This window comes from Eikenella glucosivorans (assembly GCF_016025525.2).
Classification (GTDB): Bacteria; Pseudomonadota; Gammaproteobacteria; order Burkholderiales; family Neisseriaceae; genus Eikenella; species Eikenella glucosivorans.
The window spans coordinates 161,125-174,468 of sequence record NZ_JACSGR010000008.1 but is presented as its reverse complement, the minus strand read 5'-3'; the positions used below and the strand labels follow the sequence as shown (position 1 = coordinate 174,468).

Sequence of the window (13,344 nt, the reverse complement as noted above, 5' to 3'; positions counted from 1 at the left end):
CGGCGATACGCCGTTTGAGGTGTTGCAGGCTTATTTTTCTCAACCTGTGGTGTAAACAACGCGGTTATTTTCTACACCGAAGCCATCAGCCTGCTGCGCCGCGAACTGCCCGCCCTCTCCACCACCGTAAAAGACGGCCTGCTCGAACTCAACGACAAAATCAACGGCCAATAAGCCGCCCAATTCAAACCAAGCAAAAGGCTACCTGAAATTTTCAGGTAGCCTTTCCTTTATCCCCGCCCGCCAACTCCGGCATCCATCCGTTCGCCGCAAACGACACCGCCCGGTTGCCCGCCACGATAAAATGGTCCAGCAGCCGCACATCCAACAGCGCCAGCGCCTGCTGCAAACGCCGCGTAAACGCCAAATCCGCCGCCGAAGGCTCGGCCGAGCCGCCCGGGTGATTGTGCGCGATAATCAGTGCCGCCGCGTGGTGCTGCAAAGCCAGCTGCGCCACCTCGCGGACATACACCGTATTCTCCGCCACCGTGCCGCGCGACAGCTCCTGCAAAGCAATCAGCCTATTGCTGCTGTTGAGCAAGAGCGCCACACTCACCTCCACCGGCTCGTGCGCCAGCTGCAACACCAAATAATCCGCCACCGCTTCGGGCGAAGTAAACGCCGGCGTTTCGCGCATTTCCTCCGCCAACAGCCGTCGCCCGATTTCGCGCACCACGGCAAACTGGCAAAACGCCGCCTCGCCCATGCCCTTGTGCCGCGTGAGCTCCACAGCGGGCGCGGAAAACAGCCGGTTGAGTGAGCCGAATTCCTGCAACAGATAGCGCGCCAAATCCACCGCGCTCATGCCCTGCGTGCCCACCCGCAGCAAAATCGCCAGCAGCTCCGCATCGCTCAGCGCGCCCGCGCCGCGTTGCAGCAGTTTCTCGCGCGGCCGCTCGTTTTCCGGCCAATGTTTGATGCCCATCTTTGCCCCTCCCGCATAAAAATCAATTTGTTGCCTAATCATTCAAAAGCGAATTATACAAGCCCCGGCGCCCCGGGCGGCAAGCCCTGCATCGGGAAGCTGCTTCGTAAGGCAAGTTTAATATTTGCCGCAACCGCTTCACAATTTGACCTGAATCATAAAAAAATTTTTTCCTATCCATAGCTTACGTAAAAAGATTGGAAAAAGGCAACGCAAAGGGCTACAATCTGCCACCTTTTTTATTTTCATAAAAAAGCCCGAAACAGAAAAATAAATTGGAGTTTGAAAACTATGGCAACCAAAGGACAAATGCTACAGGATCCTTTTTTGAACGCGCTGCGCAAAGAACACGTGCCGGTATCCATCTATCTGGTGAACGGCATCAAACTGCAGGGGCAGGTGGAATCGTTTGACCAATACGTGGTGCTGCTGCGCAACACCTCCGTTACCCAAATGGTATACAAACACGCGATTTCCACCATCGTTCCCGCCCGCGCCGTGAGCCTGCAGCCGCCGGCCGAGCAGAAACCCGCTGCCGAAGCCGAACAATAAACAGGCCCACCCCTGCGCACTGTCTGAACCCAGCCAGTGCGTTTTTTCGTAGCGGCGGCGCAAAGCGGTGTGCCGTTTCCCGCCGCCCTGTTGCAGAGGAGAAAACACAAAATGCCCCAAACCGTCGCCCTGATCGGCGCCATGCCGCCCGAAATTGCCCTGCTCAAAGACAGCCTGTCCAACCTGCGCAGCGAGCAGGTGGCCGACTTTGAAATCCATTGCGGTGAATACGCCGGTAAAAATGTTGTTTTGGCTTTGAGCGGCATCGGCAAAGTAAACGCCGCGCTCACCACCGCGCTGGTACTCCGGCAGTACCGGCCGGATTGCGTCATCAACACCGGCAGCGCCGGTGGCCTAGGCGGCGGGCTGAAAGTAGGCGACGTGGTGATCGGCACGCAAACCGCGCACCATGATGTGGACGTGACTGCCTTCGGCTATGCCGTCGGCCACGTACCGCGCATGCCCGCACGCTTCGAATCCGACCCCGCCCTGTGCGCCGCCGCTGAGCAGGCTGCCTCCGCGTTTGAGCACGCCGCCGTGCACCGCGGCTTGATCGTGAGCGGCGACCAATTCGTGCACAGCAGCGAATCCGTGGCCGAAGTGCGCCGCCATTTCTCCGATGTGCAGGCGGTGGAAATGGAAGCCGCTGCCATCGCGCAAAGCTGCCACCGCTTCGGCGTGCCCTTTGTGGTGATCCGCGCCATCTCCGATTTGGCCGACGAAAAAGCCGACAGCAGCTTCGAAACCTTTTTGAAAACCGCTTCCGTGCATTCTGCCAAAATGGTGCTGCGGCTGATTGAGGCGCTCTGAGGCTACCTGAAAGCCGTAGTTCAAACGAAGCTTCAATGCAGTGAAAACCTGGCCGCATACGCAAGCCGCCCCATTTCAGCATGGCGGCAATCTGGCAGCTTCGCCGTGAAAGCATTAAAATCCAACTGTCGCACGGCGGGCTTCGGCCTACTAATAAAGGCTACCTGAAAACGCGGGCTTCGCCAAAGCTAAAACGGGCAAAGCGTGGTTCGCTCAAACAAGCTTCCTGCAAGAAGACGGATTCCTGCAAAGCCGAAACATCATTCTGATTTTCAGGTAGCCTTTTACCGACATCAGGCTACCTGAAAATTTTCCACGCCCCGAACACAACATGAGCGCTCCATTCTACAGCCAAGCCGCCCTCGTTGCCGCCGGTGCCGCACTCGGCGCCCTGCTGCGCTGGCAGCTTGGGCTGCGGCTAAACCCGCTGTTTGCCCAGTTTGCCTTCGGCACCTGGCTGGCCAATATGGCAGGCTGCCTGCTCGCCGGCGCCGTGTTGGGTTTGCTGCTGGCCGGCAAGCCGCTGGCCGCGCCGCTGCAAAACATGTTGTCGGTCGGCTTCCTCGGCAGCCTCACTACCTTTTCCGCATTTTCTGCCGAAGTATCCGAACGGCTGTTGCACAAAAACTGGCTGCCCGCCGGCCTGATTCTGGTACTGCACACCGTTTGCGGCATCGCCGCCACCTTGCTTGCCGCCGCAGCCGTACGCTGGCTGATTCGGCACTAACCAGCAGATTTTATCGTTTATCCAACAAAGTTGAAATCATCATGAACCTCTCCCACATCCTCAACCGCGAAGCCGAGCAAGCCTTTGCCGCCGCCGGCATCGAAGGCGCGCCGGTGGTGTTGCAGCCGGCCAAAAACCCCGAATTCGGCGATTTCCAAATCAACGGCGTGATGGGCGCCGCCAAACAGCGCAAGCAAAATCCGCGCGAGCTGGCGCAAAAAGTAGCCGATGCGCTCGCCGGCAGCAGCGTGCTCGCCTCCGCCGAAGTGGCCGGCCCCGGCTTCATCAACCTGCGCCTGAGCCCGCAGTTTCTGGCCGATCAGGTGCACGATGCCCTGCAAAGCAGCCGCCTGAACGTGGCGCAGGCCGCCGCGCCGCAAACTGTGGTCATCGACTATTCCTCGCCCAACCTGGCCAAAGAAATGCACGTCGGCCACCTGCGCTCCAGCATCATCGGCGACAGCATCGCCCGCGTGCTGCGCCATTTGGGCCACCGCGTGATCGCGCAAAATCATGTGGGCGACTGGGGCACACAGTTCGGCATGCTGGTGGCCTACCTAGTGGAGCAGCAAGCGCAAAACGAGCATTTCGAGCTGGCCGATTTGGAGCAGTTCTACCGCAACGCCAAAGTGCGTTTCGACGAAGACCCAGCCTTTGCCGACACCGCGCGCGAATACGTGGTGAAACTGCAAGGCGGCGACGCAACCGTGCTCGCCCTGTGGCGGCAGTTTGTGGCTATGTCGCTCAAACACGCGCAAAACGTATACGACCGACTGGGCGTGCTGCTCAAGCCCGAAGATGTGGCCGGTGAGTCAAAATACAACAACGACTTACAGCCCGTTGTGGACGAACTTCTCGCCTCCGGCCTGGCCGTGGACGACGGCGGCACCAAAGTGGTGTTCCTCAGCGAATTCCAAAACAAAGACGGCGACCCCGCCGCCTTCATCATCCAAAAACAAGGCGGCGGCTTCCTCTATGCCACCACCGACCTCGCCTGCGTCCGCTACCGCGTGCGAGTGCTCAAAGCCGACCGCATCATCTATGTGGTTGATACCCGACAGAGCCTGCATTTTGCCCAACTCTTCGTGGCTTCGCGCAAAGCCGGCTGGCTACCTGAAAACGTGCAGGCTGAATTTATCGGCTTCGGCACCATGATGGGCAAAGACGGCCGCCCCTTCAAAACCCGCAGTGGCGACACTGTGAAGCTGGTGGATTTGCTTGACGAAGCTGTGGAGCGAGCTACCGCCCTGGTGCAAGAGAAAAATCCGGAATTGGGCGATGCGGCCGCTGCTCAAATTGCCCGCGCCGTGGGCATCGGTGCCGTGAAATATGCCGACCTGAGCAAAAACCGCACCAGCGACTACATCTTCGACTGGGACAACATGCTCTCCTTTGAAGGCAACACCGCCCCCTACCTGCAATACGCCTACACCCGCGTGCAGAGCGTGCTGAAAAAAGCCGGCCAGTGGGATGCCGCCGCCCACCCTGTGCTCACCGAGCCCCTGGAGCGCCAGCTCGCCGCCGAGCTTTTGAAGTTTGAAGACGTGCTGCAAACCGTGGCCGACAGCGCCTACCCACACTACCTCGCCGCCTACCTCTACCAAGTGGCCAGCCTCTTCTCCCGCTTCTACGAAGCCTGCCCCATCCTCAAAGCCGAAGGCAGCGCCCGCAACACCCGCCTGCAGCTCGCCGCCCTCACCGGCCAAACCCTGCAAACCGGCCTCGGCCTCTTGGGCATCGACACGCTGGAAGTGATGTAAACCATTCCTCCGGCAAGGTAAAAAGGCTACCTGAAAACCGATTTCCCGTTTTCAGGTAGCCTTTTCTAAAGCCCACCCTATAGCACAGCCTAGCATGCACAGCACCAGCAAAACATAGTTTCCGCCCCGCTAAAATGCTAAAATCGCCCCGTTATTTTCACCTATCCCACAAAGGAAACCACATGGCCGGCCACAGCAAATGGGCAAACATCCAACACAAAAAAGCCCGCGTCGATGCCCAACGCGGCAAAATTTTCACCAAACTCATCAAAGAAATCACCGTAGCCGCCCGTCTCGGCGGCGGTGACCCCGCCTCCAACCCCCGCCTGCGCCTGGCTATGGACAAAGCCTGGGACGCCAATATGCCCAAAGACAACGTCCAGCGCGCCATCGACAAAGGCACCGGCAACCTCGAAGGCGTCGAATACATCGAACTGCGCTACGAAGGCTACGGCATCGGCGGCGCCGCCCTGATGGTAGACTGCCTCACCGACAACAAAACCCGCACCGTAGCCGACGTGCGCCACGCCTTCACCAAACACGGCGGCAACCTCGGTACCGACGGCTGCGTGGCCTTCAACTTCAAACACCAAGGCTACCTCCTCTTCGGCCCCGATACCGAAGAAGACACCCTGATGGAAGCCGCCCTCGAAGCCGGCGCCGAAGACATCGTTTCCCACGACGACGGCTCTTTCGAAGTCCTCACCGCCCCCGCCGACTGGGCCGGCATCAAAGCCGCGCTCGAAGAGGCCGGCTTCAAAGCCGAAGACGGCGACGTCACCATGCGCGCCCAAAACGAAACCGTGCTCACCGGAGAAGACGCCGCCAAAATGCAGCGCCTCATCGACGCCCTCGAAGCCCTCGACGACGTGCAGGATGTATACACCTCCGCCGTGCTCGAGCTGGAATAGGCAAACAAAGGCTACCTGAAAATTCAGCTTGGCAGCACTCCGCCTTGCCACGTTTTAGCTGCGTTGCAGTCAATGTTTTCAGGTAGCCTTTGTCAGATTAGCCGCAGCCCGGGCACGGACGCTTATCCCCGCTTACCCACATTTTTCAGGTAGCCTTCCAAGCATGGGTAGGATGTGCGGAACGCACGCCTTGTTTGAAATTCCGTATTCGCGTGCGTAGCTGCGCCATGCATACCAGAATTTTTCAGGTAGCCCGCGTGGCCCGTAGTTTGGGCATCCGTGCCTGCCCCGCCAAACCATTTTCACTTCAAGGGGAGTTTGACTCATGAAAAAAATCATTTTGCCCGCGCTGCTGGCCTTCGGCTGCTTGACCGCCAGCCAATTTGCAGCGGCGGACAACGCTGCGAACCTCCGAGAACACCAGCGGCAAATGCAGCATGCAGGATATTGCACGCAAATGTATGGCAACCCATCGTGCATTGATAATTCCCGTGGCGGCGGCAGCTACGACAGCGACAGCGGCGAAATACCGGGCTTGTCAAACCTCCCGCCGCCCAAATATTTCGGCGCGATAGCGGCAGATAAAAACAATGCCATAAGCGCTGGATTGGGATACTCCAAGCGCGAGGCCATGCAGGCCGCCTTACAGCGTTGCGGCGAATACGGCTCCGAGTGCCGGGTGCTCATCGCCGGTAAAAAAAACCAATGCGTATCCATAGCCACCGGCAGAAACGCGAGCGGTGCCGGCTTCTTCTTCCACGAAACAGCCAGAACCGCCGACGAGGCGAAACGTCTGGCCCTGAGCCATTGCCAGGAAAAAGGGTTCACCGGCTGCAAAGAAAGATACACCATTGGTTCCTCCTGCATGGGAAACTCATAGCCCGCAGCCCGGGCATGGATGCCCATCCCGCTTGCCCACATTTTTCAGGTAGCCTTTGTCGCAGTGCAACCAATGTAGCCCACATGAGTAGGCTGTGTGCGGAACGCACGCACGCATTGTTTGCAATTCCTATCCGCGTGCGTGGCTACGCCATACATCCTACCGCTCCGCCAAAATTTTTCAGGTAGCCTTCCGAGAGCCCTCCCCATGACCCAGCTAAAAGACCCCGCCCTCTTGCGCACCCAATGCTACATCAACGGCCGATGGCTCGATGCCGACAGCGGCCGCACCCTCGCCGTAGCCAACCCCGCCACCGGCCAAACCATCGGCAGCGTGCCCGATATGGGCGCGGTGGAAGCCGAACGCGCCATTGCCGCCGCCCAAGCCGCCCTGCCTGCCTGGCGCGCCCTCAGCGCCAAGCAGCGCAGCCAAATCCTGCGCCGCTGGTTTGATTTGATGATGCAGGAGCAGGAAAACCTCGCCACCCTGCTCACCCTCGAGCAGGGCAAGCCGCTGGCCGAAGCACGAGGCGAAATCGCCTACGGCGCGTCCTATGTCGAATGGTATGCCGAAGAGGCCAAACGCGTGTATGGCGACACCATCCCCAGCCCCGCGCCCGACAAGCGCATCCTGGTGCTCAAGCAGCCCGTGGGCGTGTGCGCCGCCATCACGCCATGGAACTTCCCCAACGCCATGATCACGCGCAAAGCCGCGCCCGCGCTGGCCGCCGGCTGCACCTTCATCGTGCGCCCCGCCTCGCAAACGCCGTTTTCCGCGCTGGCCATCGCCGAGCTGGCCGAGCGCGCCGGCATTCCGGCAGGCGTGTTCAACGTGCTCACCGGCTCCTCGCGCGAAATCGGCCGCGTGCTCACCGGCAGCGACACGGTGAAAAAATTCAGCTTCACCGGCTCCACCGCCGTGGGCCGCACCCTGCAAGCCCAATGCGCCGCCACCATCAAAAAAACCTCGATGGAGCTGGGCGGCAACGCGCCCTTCATCGTGTTTGACGACGCCGATATCGACGCCGCCGTGGCCGGCGCCATCGCCTGCAAATTCCGCAACGCCGGGCAAACCTGCGTGTGTGCCAACCGCTTCTACGTACAAAGCGGCGTGTACGATGAATTTGTGCGCAAATTCGCCCAAGCCGCCGGCTACCTGAAAACCGGCAACGGCCTGGAAGCCGGCACCGATTGCGGCCCGCTCATCGACGAAGCCGCGCTGGCCAAAGTGGAAGAACACTTGGCCGACGCCCTCGCCCACGGCGGCAAAGTGGCCGCAGGCGGTACGCGCCACCCCGCTGGCGAGCTCTTTTTCCAGCCCACCGTGATCCGCCATGCCAAGGCCGCAATGAAAGTGGCGCGTGAAGAAACCTTCGGCCCGCTCGCCCCCGTGTTCCGCTTCGAGAGCGAAGAGGAAGTGTTGCAACAGGCCAACGCCACCGAATACGGCCTCGCCGCCTACTGCTACACCCGCAACATCGGCACCGCCACCCGCATGATGGAAGGCCTGGAATACGGCATGGTCGGCCTCAACACCGGCGTGATTTCCAACGAAGCCGCCCCCTTCGGCGGCATCAAACAATCCGGCATCGGCCGCGAAGGCGGCAAATACGGTCTAGAAGAATACCTGGAAACCAAATACGTGCTGCTGGCCGTGTGAGCGGCAGGCTACCTGAAAACTGGCGAAACGCCGCTTCCAACGAAACCTGAGCCATCCCGTAAATTTTCAGGTAGCCTCTCCGGCAGTCATTTATAATGCACGCATCCGCCGCAAACGCCACAACACCCCACCGGAATCCGGCACACGGCACCCAACACTACACCAAAAAACTATTAAATTAAATAAAGAGTTATATTTTCAGGTAGCCTCCGATCAGCCTTAAAGGCTACCTGAAAGCCTTCGCTTCAGCGGAGCTAAAAACAGAAAGCACACCCATGAAATTCATCGACGAAGCCAAAATCGAAGTGGCCGCCGGGCGCGGCGGCAACGGCGCGGTCAGCTTCCGCCGCGAAAAATACGTACCGCGCGGCGGCCCCGACGGCGGCGACGGCGGGCGCGGCGGCAGCGTGTTCGCCGTCGCCAGCGAAAACGTGAACACCCTGGTGGAATACCGTTTCGTGAAACGCTATCAGGCCAGAAACGGCGAAAAAGGCCACGGCTCCGACCGCTACGGCGCCGGCGCCGACGACATCGAGCTGCAAATGCCCGTGGGCACGCTCATCCGCGACGCCGACACCGGCGAAACCGTGGCCGACCTTACCCGGCACGGCCAGCGCGTGTGCCTCGCCCGCGGCGGTAAAGGCGGCCTAGGCAACATCCATTTCAAGTCCTCGGTAAACCGCGCCCCCAAGCAGGCCACGCCCGGCGAGCCCGGCGAAGCGCGCCGCCTCAACCTGGAGCTGAAAGTGCTGGCCGACGTGGGCCTGCTCGGCATGCCTAATGCCGGCAAGTCCACCCTCATCCGCGCCGTATCCGCCGCCCGCCCCAAAGTGGCCGACTACCCCTTCACCACGCTGCACCCCAATCTGGGCGTGGTGCGCGTGAGCGAAAGCCAAAGCTTCGTGATGGCCGACATCCCCGGCCTGATTGAAGGCGCGGCCGAAGGCGCCGGGCTGGGACACCGCTTTTTGAAACACCTCTCGCGCACCGGCCTCTTACTGCACGTAGTCGATCTGGCTCCCTTCGACGAAGCCGTCAACCCCGCCGCCGAAGCGCTGGCCATCATCAACGAACTGCGCAAATACGACGACGAACTGTTCGATAAACCGCGCTGGCTGGTGCTGAACAAACTGGATCTGCTCAGCCCCGAAGAAGCCGCCGAGCGCAAAGCCGCTTTCCTCGCTGCCATCGGCTGGGCGCACCCCGCGCCCGGCGAACCCGACTTTGATTGGCAAACCCCGCGCCTGTTCGAAATCAGCGCGCTCGCCCATCAGGGCACGCAAGAGCTGGTACAGCAGATCGGGCAATATCTGGCCGAGAAAAAACGGCTAGCAGCAGCGGAAGCCGCCGAACAGGCCGAAACCCTGCCGGAAACACCCGCTGGCATGAGTACCGACACCTCGGTTTTCAAAGCAGAATAAAGCAAAAAACATTAATAATTATGCAATAACCGATGGCGAATCACCTGCTAATCTGCCATTAACCAAACCATCGAGACGATAAAAGGTTCAAAATGAAAGCCACAGCCACCTTGCCACTCATCCTCCTGTTGGCCGCCTGCGCACCGCAGGAAAACACCGTGCCCGCCCCGGCCGTATCAGCCGCCTCCGCGCCTGCCGCAGCCGTTTCCCAACCCGAAGCCGCCCCTGCTTCCGGCGCTTCCGCAGCCGCAACCGAGCCCGGCCACACCTGGGCCGGCCGCTACCACGGCGTGCTGCCCTGTGCCTCCTGCGAAGGCATCGAAACCACCTTGGTGCTGAACGCCGACGGCAGCTACCGTCTCACCGAAACCTACCAGCAGCGCCACCCGCTCACCGAAGAAGCCTCCGGCCGCTTCACCTGGCGCAGCGAAGGCCAAGTCCTCCGGCTCGACCAAGCCGGCAGCGAGCGCCTCTACCAAATCGGCAACGGCCAAATCTGGGCGCTGGATATGGACGGCAAACAAATCGAAGGCGAGCTGGCACCCAACTACATCCTGAAGCAAACCCAGTAACCCCGCCCGCCTGCCGGTTTATTTTTCAGGTAGCCTCATCAGCACGAAAGGCTACCTGAAAGCGCAAGCTTCAACGTAGTTAAAACGATGTCTTGCGAAGCAAGGCGGAGTTTCAGCGAAGCTATAGTGGATTAAATTTAAATCAGGACAAGGCGACGAAGCCGTAGACAGTACAGATAGTACGGCAAGGCAAGGCAACGCTGTACTGGTTTAAATTTAATTCACTATAAAAACTTGGCCGCACACCAAGCCGCCACACACGCCATCATTACGCCGCACACCATGCCCCAAATCACCACCAGCAGCACCCAATTCACCCTGCAAGCAGGCGAAACCCTGCTCGAAGCCCTGGAGCGTACCGGCCACGAAGTCGAATACCAATGCCGCAGCGGCTACTGCGGCTCCTGCCGCGTGAAACTGCTCGCCGGCAGCGTGGCCTACCGCGAATGCCCGCTGGCCTTCCTACTGCCCGGCGAAATCCTGCCCTGCTGCTGCAGCGTAACCGAAGACATCCATATCGACTGCCAGCAACGCCAAAGCGAGCCCGACCTGTTCGACCGCGACCTGTTCGACCGCGACCTGTTCGAAGACAACAGCGGCCAATAAACTACCTTACTGCAATACAAAAGGCTACCTGAAAACCGCCAACGGCAATTTTCAGGTAGCCCTGTCTTACTGCTAAGTCCGTGTTTATCCGATCATCCGCATTCAATGTTTCGCCTGCGCCGCCAAACATTGCGCCTGCCGCTGCTCGAAGGCCGCGCTGCCGCCAAGTTTATCCAGCTGCTCTTGCGGCGAGAGGCGCGGCAGGCTGCGCAGGTCGTCCTCACTCAACCGCCCAATCGGCTCTTCCCACAGGCAGCGGCAATACGGCTCCAACACCCGTTCGCCCTGCCCGGCCAAGCCGTATTTGGCCAAATCGGCCTGCCACTGCGGCACGGCGGGCATGTTCTTCACACAGGCTTCCACCACGCGGCGGCTGATATCGGCCGGATCGGGCGAATACAGGCGCGGCAGCAGGGCGAAGCCGAGCACCAACGCCGCGGTTACCGCCAGCCAGCCGATTAAGGTGCGGCGGCGTTTGCGGCGGGTGGCTTCATCGGTGCGCGCCTCAGCCATGCAGGCTTTCCATACGCAACACGATCACCGGCTCAAACACGTTCTCCAGCGCCTCGATTTGCGTGATGGCGGTGCGGATGTGTTTCTCTTTGGCCTGGTGGGTGAGGATGACGATTTCGGCGGCTTCATGGTTGACAACGCCTTTTTGCAGCAGCGCTTCAATCGACACGCCCTGCGCGGCCAAGCTGCGGCAGATGTCGGCCATCACGCCGGGTTTGTCCTGTGCGCAAACGCGCAGGTAGTAGCTGCTGGTGATTTCGTCGATGGGCAGGATCGGTAGCGCTTCGTTATTGTGGAAGGCCAGGGGCGGCACGCGCTGCTCGGGGGCGGCATCAATCAGGCGGGCGATGTCGATGATGTCGGCCACCACGGCGCTGGCGGTGGGCGAGGCACCGGCACCGGCGCCGTAATACAGGGTTTCGCCCACCATGTTCGACTGTACCAACACGGCGTTCATCACGCCTTCCACCTGCGCCAGCAGGCGGCATTCGGGCACCAGCGTGGGATGCACGCGCAATTCGATGCCCTGCTCGGTACGGCGGGTGATGCCGAGGAGTTTGATGCGGTAGCCCAATTCTTCGGCATAGCGGATGTCTTGGCTTTCTAGTTTGCTGATGCCTTCCAGATAGCAGTGTTCGAAATTGATGGGTGTGCCGAAGGCGAGGGCGGACATGATGCTCAGCTTGTGCGCCGCGTCGTGTCCTTCAATATCGAAAGTCGGGTCGGCTTCGGCGTAGCCCAGCTCCTGCGCCTGCTTGAGCACTTCGGCGAAGCTGCTGCCGTGGGCGCGCATATTGCTGAGGATGAAGTTGCTGGTGCCGTTGATGATGCCGGCCACGGATTTGATGCGGTTGGCGGCCAGGCCTTCGCGCAGGGCTTTGATGATCGGGATGCCACCGGCCACCGCCGCTTCAAACATCACCATCACATTATGCTTGGCCGCCAGCGCGAAGATTTCGTTGCCATGTTCGGCCAGCAGCTTTTTGTTGGCGGTCACCACGTGTTTACCGTTTTCAATCGCGCACAGCACCACCTCGCGTGCGGTATCCGTGCCGCCAATCAATTCCACCACAATATCCACATCGGCACTGCGGGCTACCTGAAAAACATCATCGGCCACCACCGTATCGCTCGGGCACAGTTTGCGGATGCGTTCGCTGTTGCGGCTGGCCGCCATGACAATGCGCACTTCCCTGCCCAAGCGGCGCGTGATTTCCGCCGCGTTTTCAGACAACAGTTTAACGGTACCGCCGCCGACGGTGCCCATCCCCAAGATGCCGATTCTGATTGGTTGCATGCTGATTCCTTGTTTATAATGACTTGCCAGGCTGAAATAAGAAAACAAACGAAAGGCCGCTATATTAGCCGAAAACCCCGCCCTTTACACCTTTTAAAGCAAAACCTCCAGTTTTGCGGGCGGATTTCAGACAAATTGTCTTGGCGGAAAACTTTTTCAGGTAGCCTCCCCCAGCCACCCCAACCCGTTCAACCTAAAACAAAACATGCTCATCCAAGAACACCATCCCACCCATTCCTGCCGCATCGAGCACTACCAGCCCGGCGAACTGCACATCAACGGCCAAGTCTATCATCAAGCCGTGCTGCTCGACGGCAGCGGCAGCGTACAGCCCGTATCCCTCGCCTCATCCGCCCAGCTGCAAACTGCCGACCTCGCCCGCGCCGCCCAATCCCAACCCGAAGTCATCCTCATCGGTACCGGCGAGCGCCAGCAATTCATCCACCCGCGCATTGCCGCTGCTGCAACCGGCATCGGCGTGGAATGCATGCACACCGCCGCCGCCGTACGCACCTACCTGCTGCTGCAAAGCGAAGGCCGCCGCGTATGGGCATGGCTGTGGGTATAGCTATCGATTGGGCATGCAAATTATATTTTCAGGTAGCCTGCCGCACCGATTGCCCCGTCAGCAAAGGCTACCTGAAAATATCCACACCGGCGAAACCGAGCCATCTCACGCGTAAAAAGCAGTAAAACCCACCGTCTGCTGCC

Annotated in this window: 14 protein-coding genes; 11 read left to right on the top strand and 3 right to left on the bottom strand. The window is 60.0% G+C overall.

Features of this window, described 5'->3' with window-relative positions; genetic code table 11:
• Positions 1–214 precede the first annotated feature (214 nt).
• A complete protein-coding gene (gene radC / locus H9Q10_RS11375; RefSeq protein ID WP_197904091.1) occupies positions 215–925 on the bottom strand; it encodes a RadC family protein in 711 nt (236 codons plus the stop codon).
• 291 nt (positions 926–1,216) lie between these two features.
• Between radC and hfq the strand changes: the two genes are divergently transcribed.
• The 10 genes from hfq (at position 1,217) to yfaE (ending at position 10,823) form a co-directional block, all read left to right on the top strand.
• Positions 1,217–1,477 carry an RNA chaperone Hfq gene (gene hfq / locus H9Q10_RS11370; protein ID WP_064090710.1) on the top strand — a complete coding sequence of 87 codons (261 nt, stop codon included), beginning with the start codon at positions 1,217–1,219 and terminating at the stop codon, positions 1,475–1,477.
• 111 nt (positions 1,478–1,588) lie between these two features.
• The gene (locus tag H9Q10_RS11365) at positions 1,589–2,287 is read left to right on the top strand and encodes a 5'-methylthioadenosine/adenosylhomocysteine nucleosidase (RefSeq protein WP_197904101.1); all 699 of its coding nucleotides are present in this window, start codon (positions 1,589–1,591) and stop codon (positions 2,285–2,287) included.
• A 331-nt stretch (positions 2,288–2,618) separates the two neighbouring features.
• Positions 2,619–3,014 carry a fluoride efflux transporter FluC gene (locus H9Q10_RS11360; RefSeq protein WP_197904090.1) on the top strand — a complete coding sequence of 132 codons (396 nt, stop codon included), beginning with the start codon at positions 2,619–2,621 and terminating at the stop codon, positions 3,012–3,014.
• Between the two features lie 41 nt (positions 3,015–3,055).
• Complete coding sequence (gene argS, locus H9Q10_RS11355; protein WP_197904089.1) at positions 3,056–4,774, top strand: arginine--tRNA ligase; 1,719 nt, start codon at positions 3,056–3,058, stop codon at positions 4,772–4,774.
• A 182-nt stretch (positions 4,775–4,956) separates the two neighbouring features.
• The gene (locus tag H9Q10_RS11350; RefSeq protein ID WP_197904088.1) at positions 4,957–5,685 is read left to right on the top strand and encodes a YebC/PmpR family DNA-binding transcriptional regulator; all 729 of its coding nucleotides are present in this window, start codon (positions 4,957–4,959) and stop codon (positions 5,683–5,685) included.
• Between the two features lie 325 nt (positions 5,686–6,010).
• Positions 6,011–6,565: a DUF4189 domain-containing protein gene (locus H9Q10_RS11345; protein WP_197904087.1), complete on the top strand. Its 555-nt coding sequence runs from the start codon at positions 6,011–6,013 to the stop codon at positions 6,563–6,565.
• A 207-nt stretch (positions 6,566–6,772) separates the two neighbouring features.
• Positions 6,773–8,224 (top strand): NAD-dependent succinate-semialdehyde dehydrogenase, encoded by a 1,452-nt coding sequence (locus H9Q10_RS11340; protein WP_197904086.1) that lies wholly within the window; start codon positions 6,773–6,775, stop codon positions 8,222–8,224.
• Between the two features lie 275 nt (positions 8,225–8,499).
• Positions 8,500–9,645 (top strand): GTPase ObgE, encoded by a 1,146-nt coding sequence (obgE, locus tag H9Q10_RS11335; RefSeq protein ID WP_197904085.1) that lies wholly within the window; start codon positions 8,500–8,502, stop codon positions 9,643–9,645.
• Positions 9,646–9,737: 92 nt separating this feature from the next.
• The gene (locus H9Q10_RS11330; RefSeq protein WP_197904084.1) at positions 9,738–10,217 is read left to right on the top strand and encodes a copper resistance protein NlpE; all 480 of its coding nucleotides are present in this window, start codon (positions 9,738–9,740) and stop codon (positions 10,215–10,217) included.
• A 282-nt stretch (positions 10,218–10,499) separates the two neighbouring features.
• Positions 10,500–10,823, top strand: a complete 324-nt coding sequence (yfaE, locus tag H9Q10_RS11320) for a class I ribonucleotide reductase maintenance protein YfaE (protein ID WP_197904100.1) — start codon at positions 10,500–10,502, stop codon at positions 10,821–10,823.
• Positions 10,824–10,925: 102 nt separating this feature from the next.
• Here the strand turns inward: yfaE and H9Q10_RS11315 are convergent, their stop codons facing one another.
• Both H9Q10_RS11315 and H9Q10_RS11310 read right to left on the bottom strand, forming a co-directional pair.
• A complete protein-coding gene (locus H9Q10_RS11315) occupies positions 10,926–11,336 on the bottom strand; it encodes a hypothetical protein (RefSeq protein ID WP_197904083.1) in 411 nt (136 codons plus the stop codon).
• Positions 11,329–12,633 carry a homoserine dehydrogenase gene (locus H9Q10_RS11310; RefSeq protein WP_197904082.1) on the bottom strand — a complete coding sequence of 435 codons (1,305 nt, stop codon included), beginning with the start codon at positions 12,631–12,633 and terminating at the stop codon, positions 11,329–11,331. The genes H9Q10_RS11315 and H9Q10_RS11310 overlap by 8 nt, the downstream gene beginning before the upstream one ends.
• A gap of 205 nt (positions 12,634–12,838) precedes the next feature.
• Here H9Q10_RS11310 and H9Q10_RS11305 point away from each other — a divergent pair, with 205 nt between their 5' ends.
• Positions 12,839–13,201: an Mth938-like domain-containing protein gene (locus H9Q10_RS11305; protein ID WP_197904081.1), complete on the top strand. Its 363-nt coding sequence runs from the start codon at positions 12,839–12,841 to the stop codon at positions 13,199–13,201.
• The last annotated feature ends 143 nt before the right edge of the window (positions 13,202–13,344 follow it).

Coding starts and splice junctions, on each gene's coding strand:
- radC (WP_197904091.1), bottom strand. CDS start 925: ATGGGCATCAAACATTGGCCGGAAAACGAGCGGCCGCGCGAGAAACTG.
- hfq (WP_064090710.1), top strand. CDS start 1,217: ATGGCAACCAAAGGACAAATGCTACAGGATCCTTTTTTGAACGCGCTG.
- H9Q10_RS11365 (WP_197904101.1), top strand. CDS start 1,589: ATGCCCCAAACCGTCGCCCTGATCGGCGCCATGCCGCCCGAAATTGCC.
- H9Q10_RS11360 (WP_197904090.1), top strand. CDS start 2,619: ATGAGCGCTCCATTCTACAGCCAAGCCGCCCTCGTTGCCGCCGGTGCC.
- argS (WP_197904089.1), top strand. CDS start 3,056: ATGAACCTCTCCCACATCCTCAACCGCGAAGCCGAGCAAGCCTTTGCC.
- H9Q10_RS11350 (WP_197904088.1), top strand. CDS start 4,957: ATGGCCGGCCACAGCAAATGGGCAAACATCCAACACAAAAAAGCCCGC.
- H9Q10_RS11345 (WP_197904087.1), top strand. CDS start 6,011: ATGAAAAAAATCATTTTGCCCGCGCTGCTGGCCTTCGGCTGCTTGACC.
- H9Q10_RS11340 (WP_197904086.1), top strand. CDS start 6,773: ATGACCCAGCTAAAAGACCCCGCCCTCTTGCGCACCCAATGCTACATC.
- obgE (WP_197904085.1), top strand. CDS start 8,500: ATGAAATTCATCGACGAAGCCAAAATCGAAGTGGCCGCCGGGCGCGGC.
- H9Q10_RS11330 (WP_197904084.1), top strand. CDS start 9,738: ATGAAAGCCACAGCCACCTTGCCACTCATCCTCCTGTTGGCCGCCTGC.
- yfaE (WP_197904100.1), top strand. CDS start 10,500: ATGCCCCAAATCACCACCAGCAGCACCCAATTCACCCTGCAAGCAGGC.
- H9Q10_RS11315 (WP_197904083.1), bottom strand. CDS start 11,336: ATGGCTGAGGCGCGCACCGATGAAGCCACCCGCCGCAAACGCCGCCGC.
- H9Q10_RS11310 (WP_197904082.1), bottom strand. CDS start 12,633: ATGCAACCAATCAGAATCGGCATCTTGGGGATGGGCACCGTCGGCGGC.
- H9Q10_RS11305 (WP_197904081.1), top strand. CDS start 12,839: ATGCTCATCCAAGAACACCATCCCACCCATTCCTGCCGCATCGAGCAC.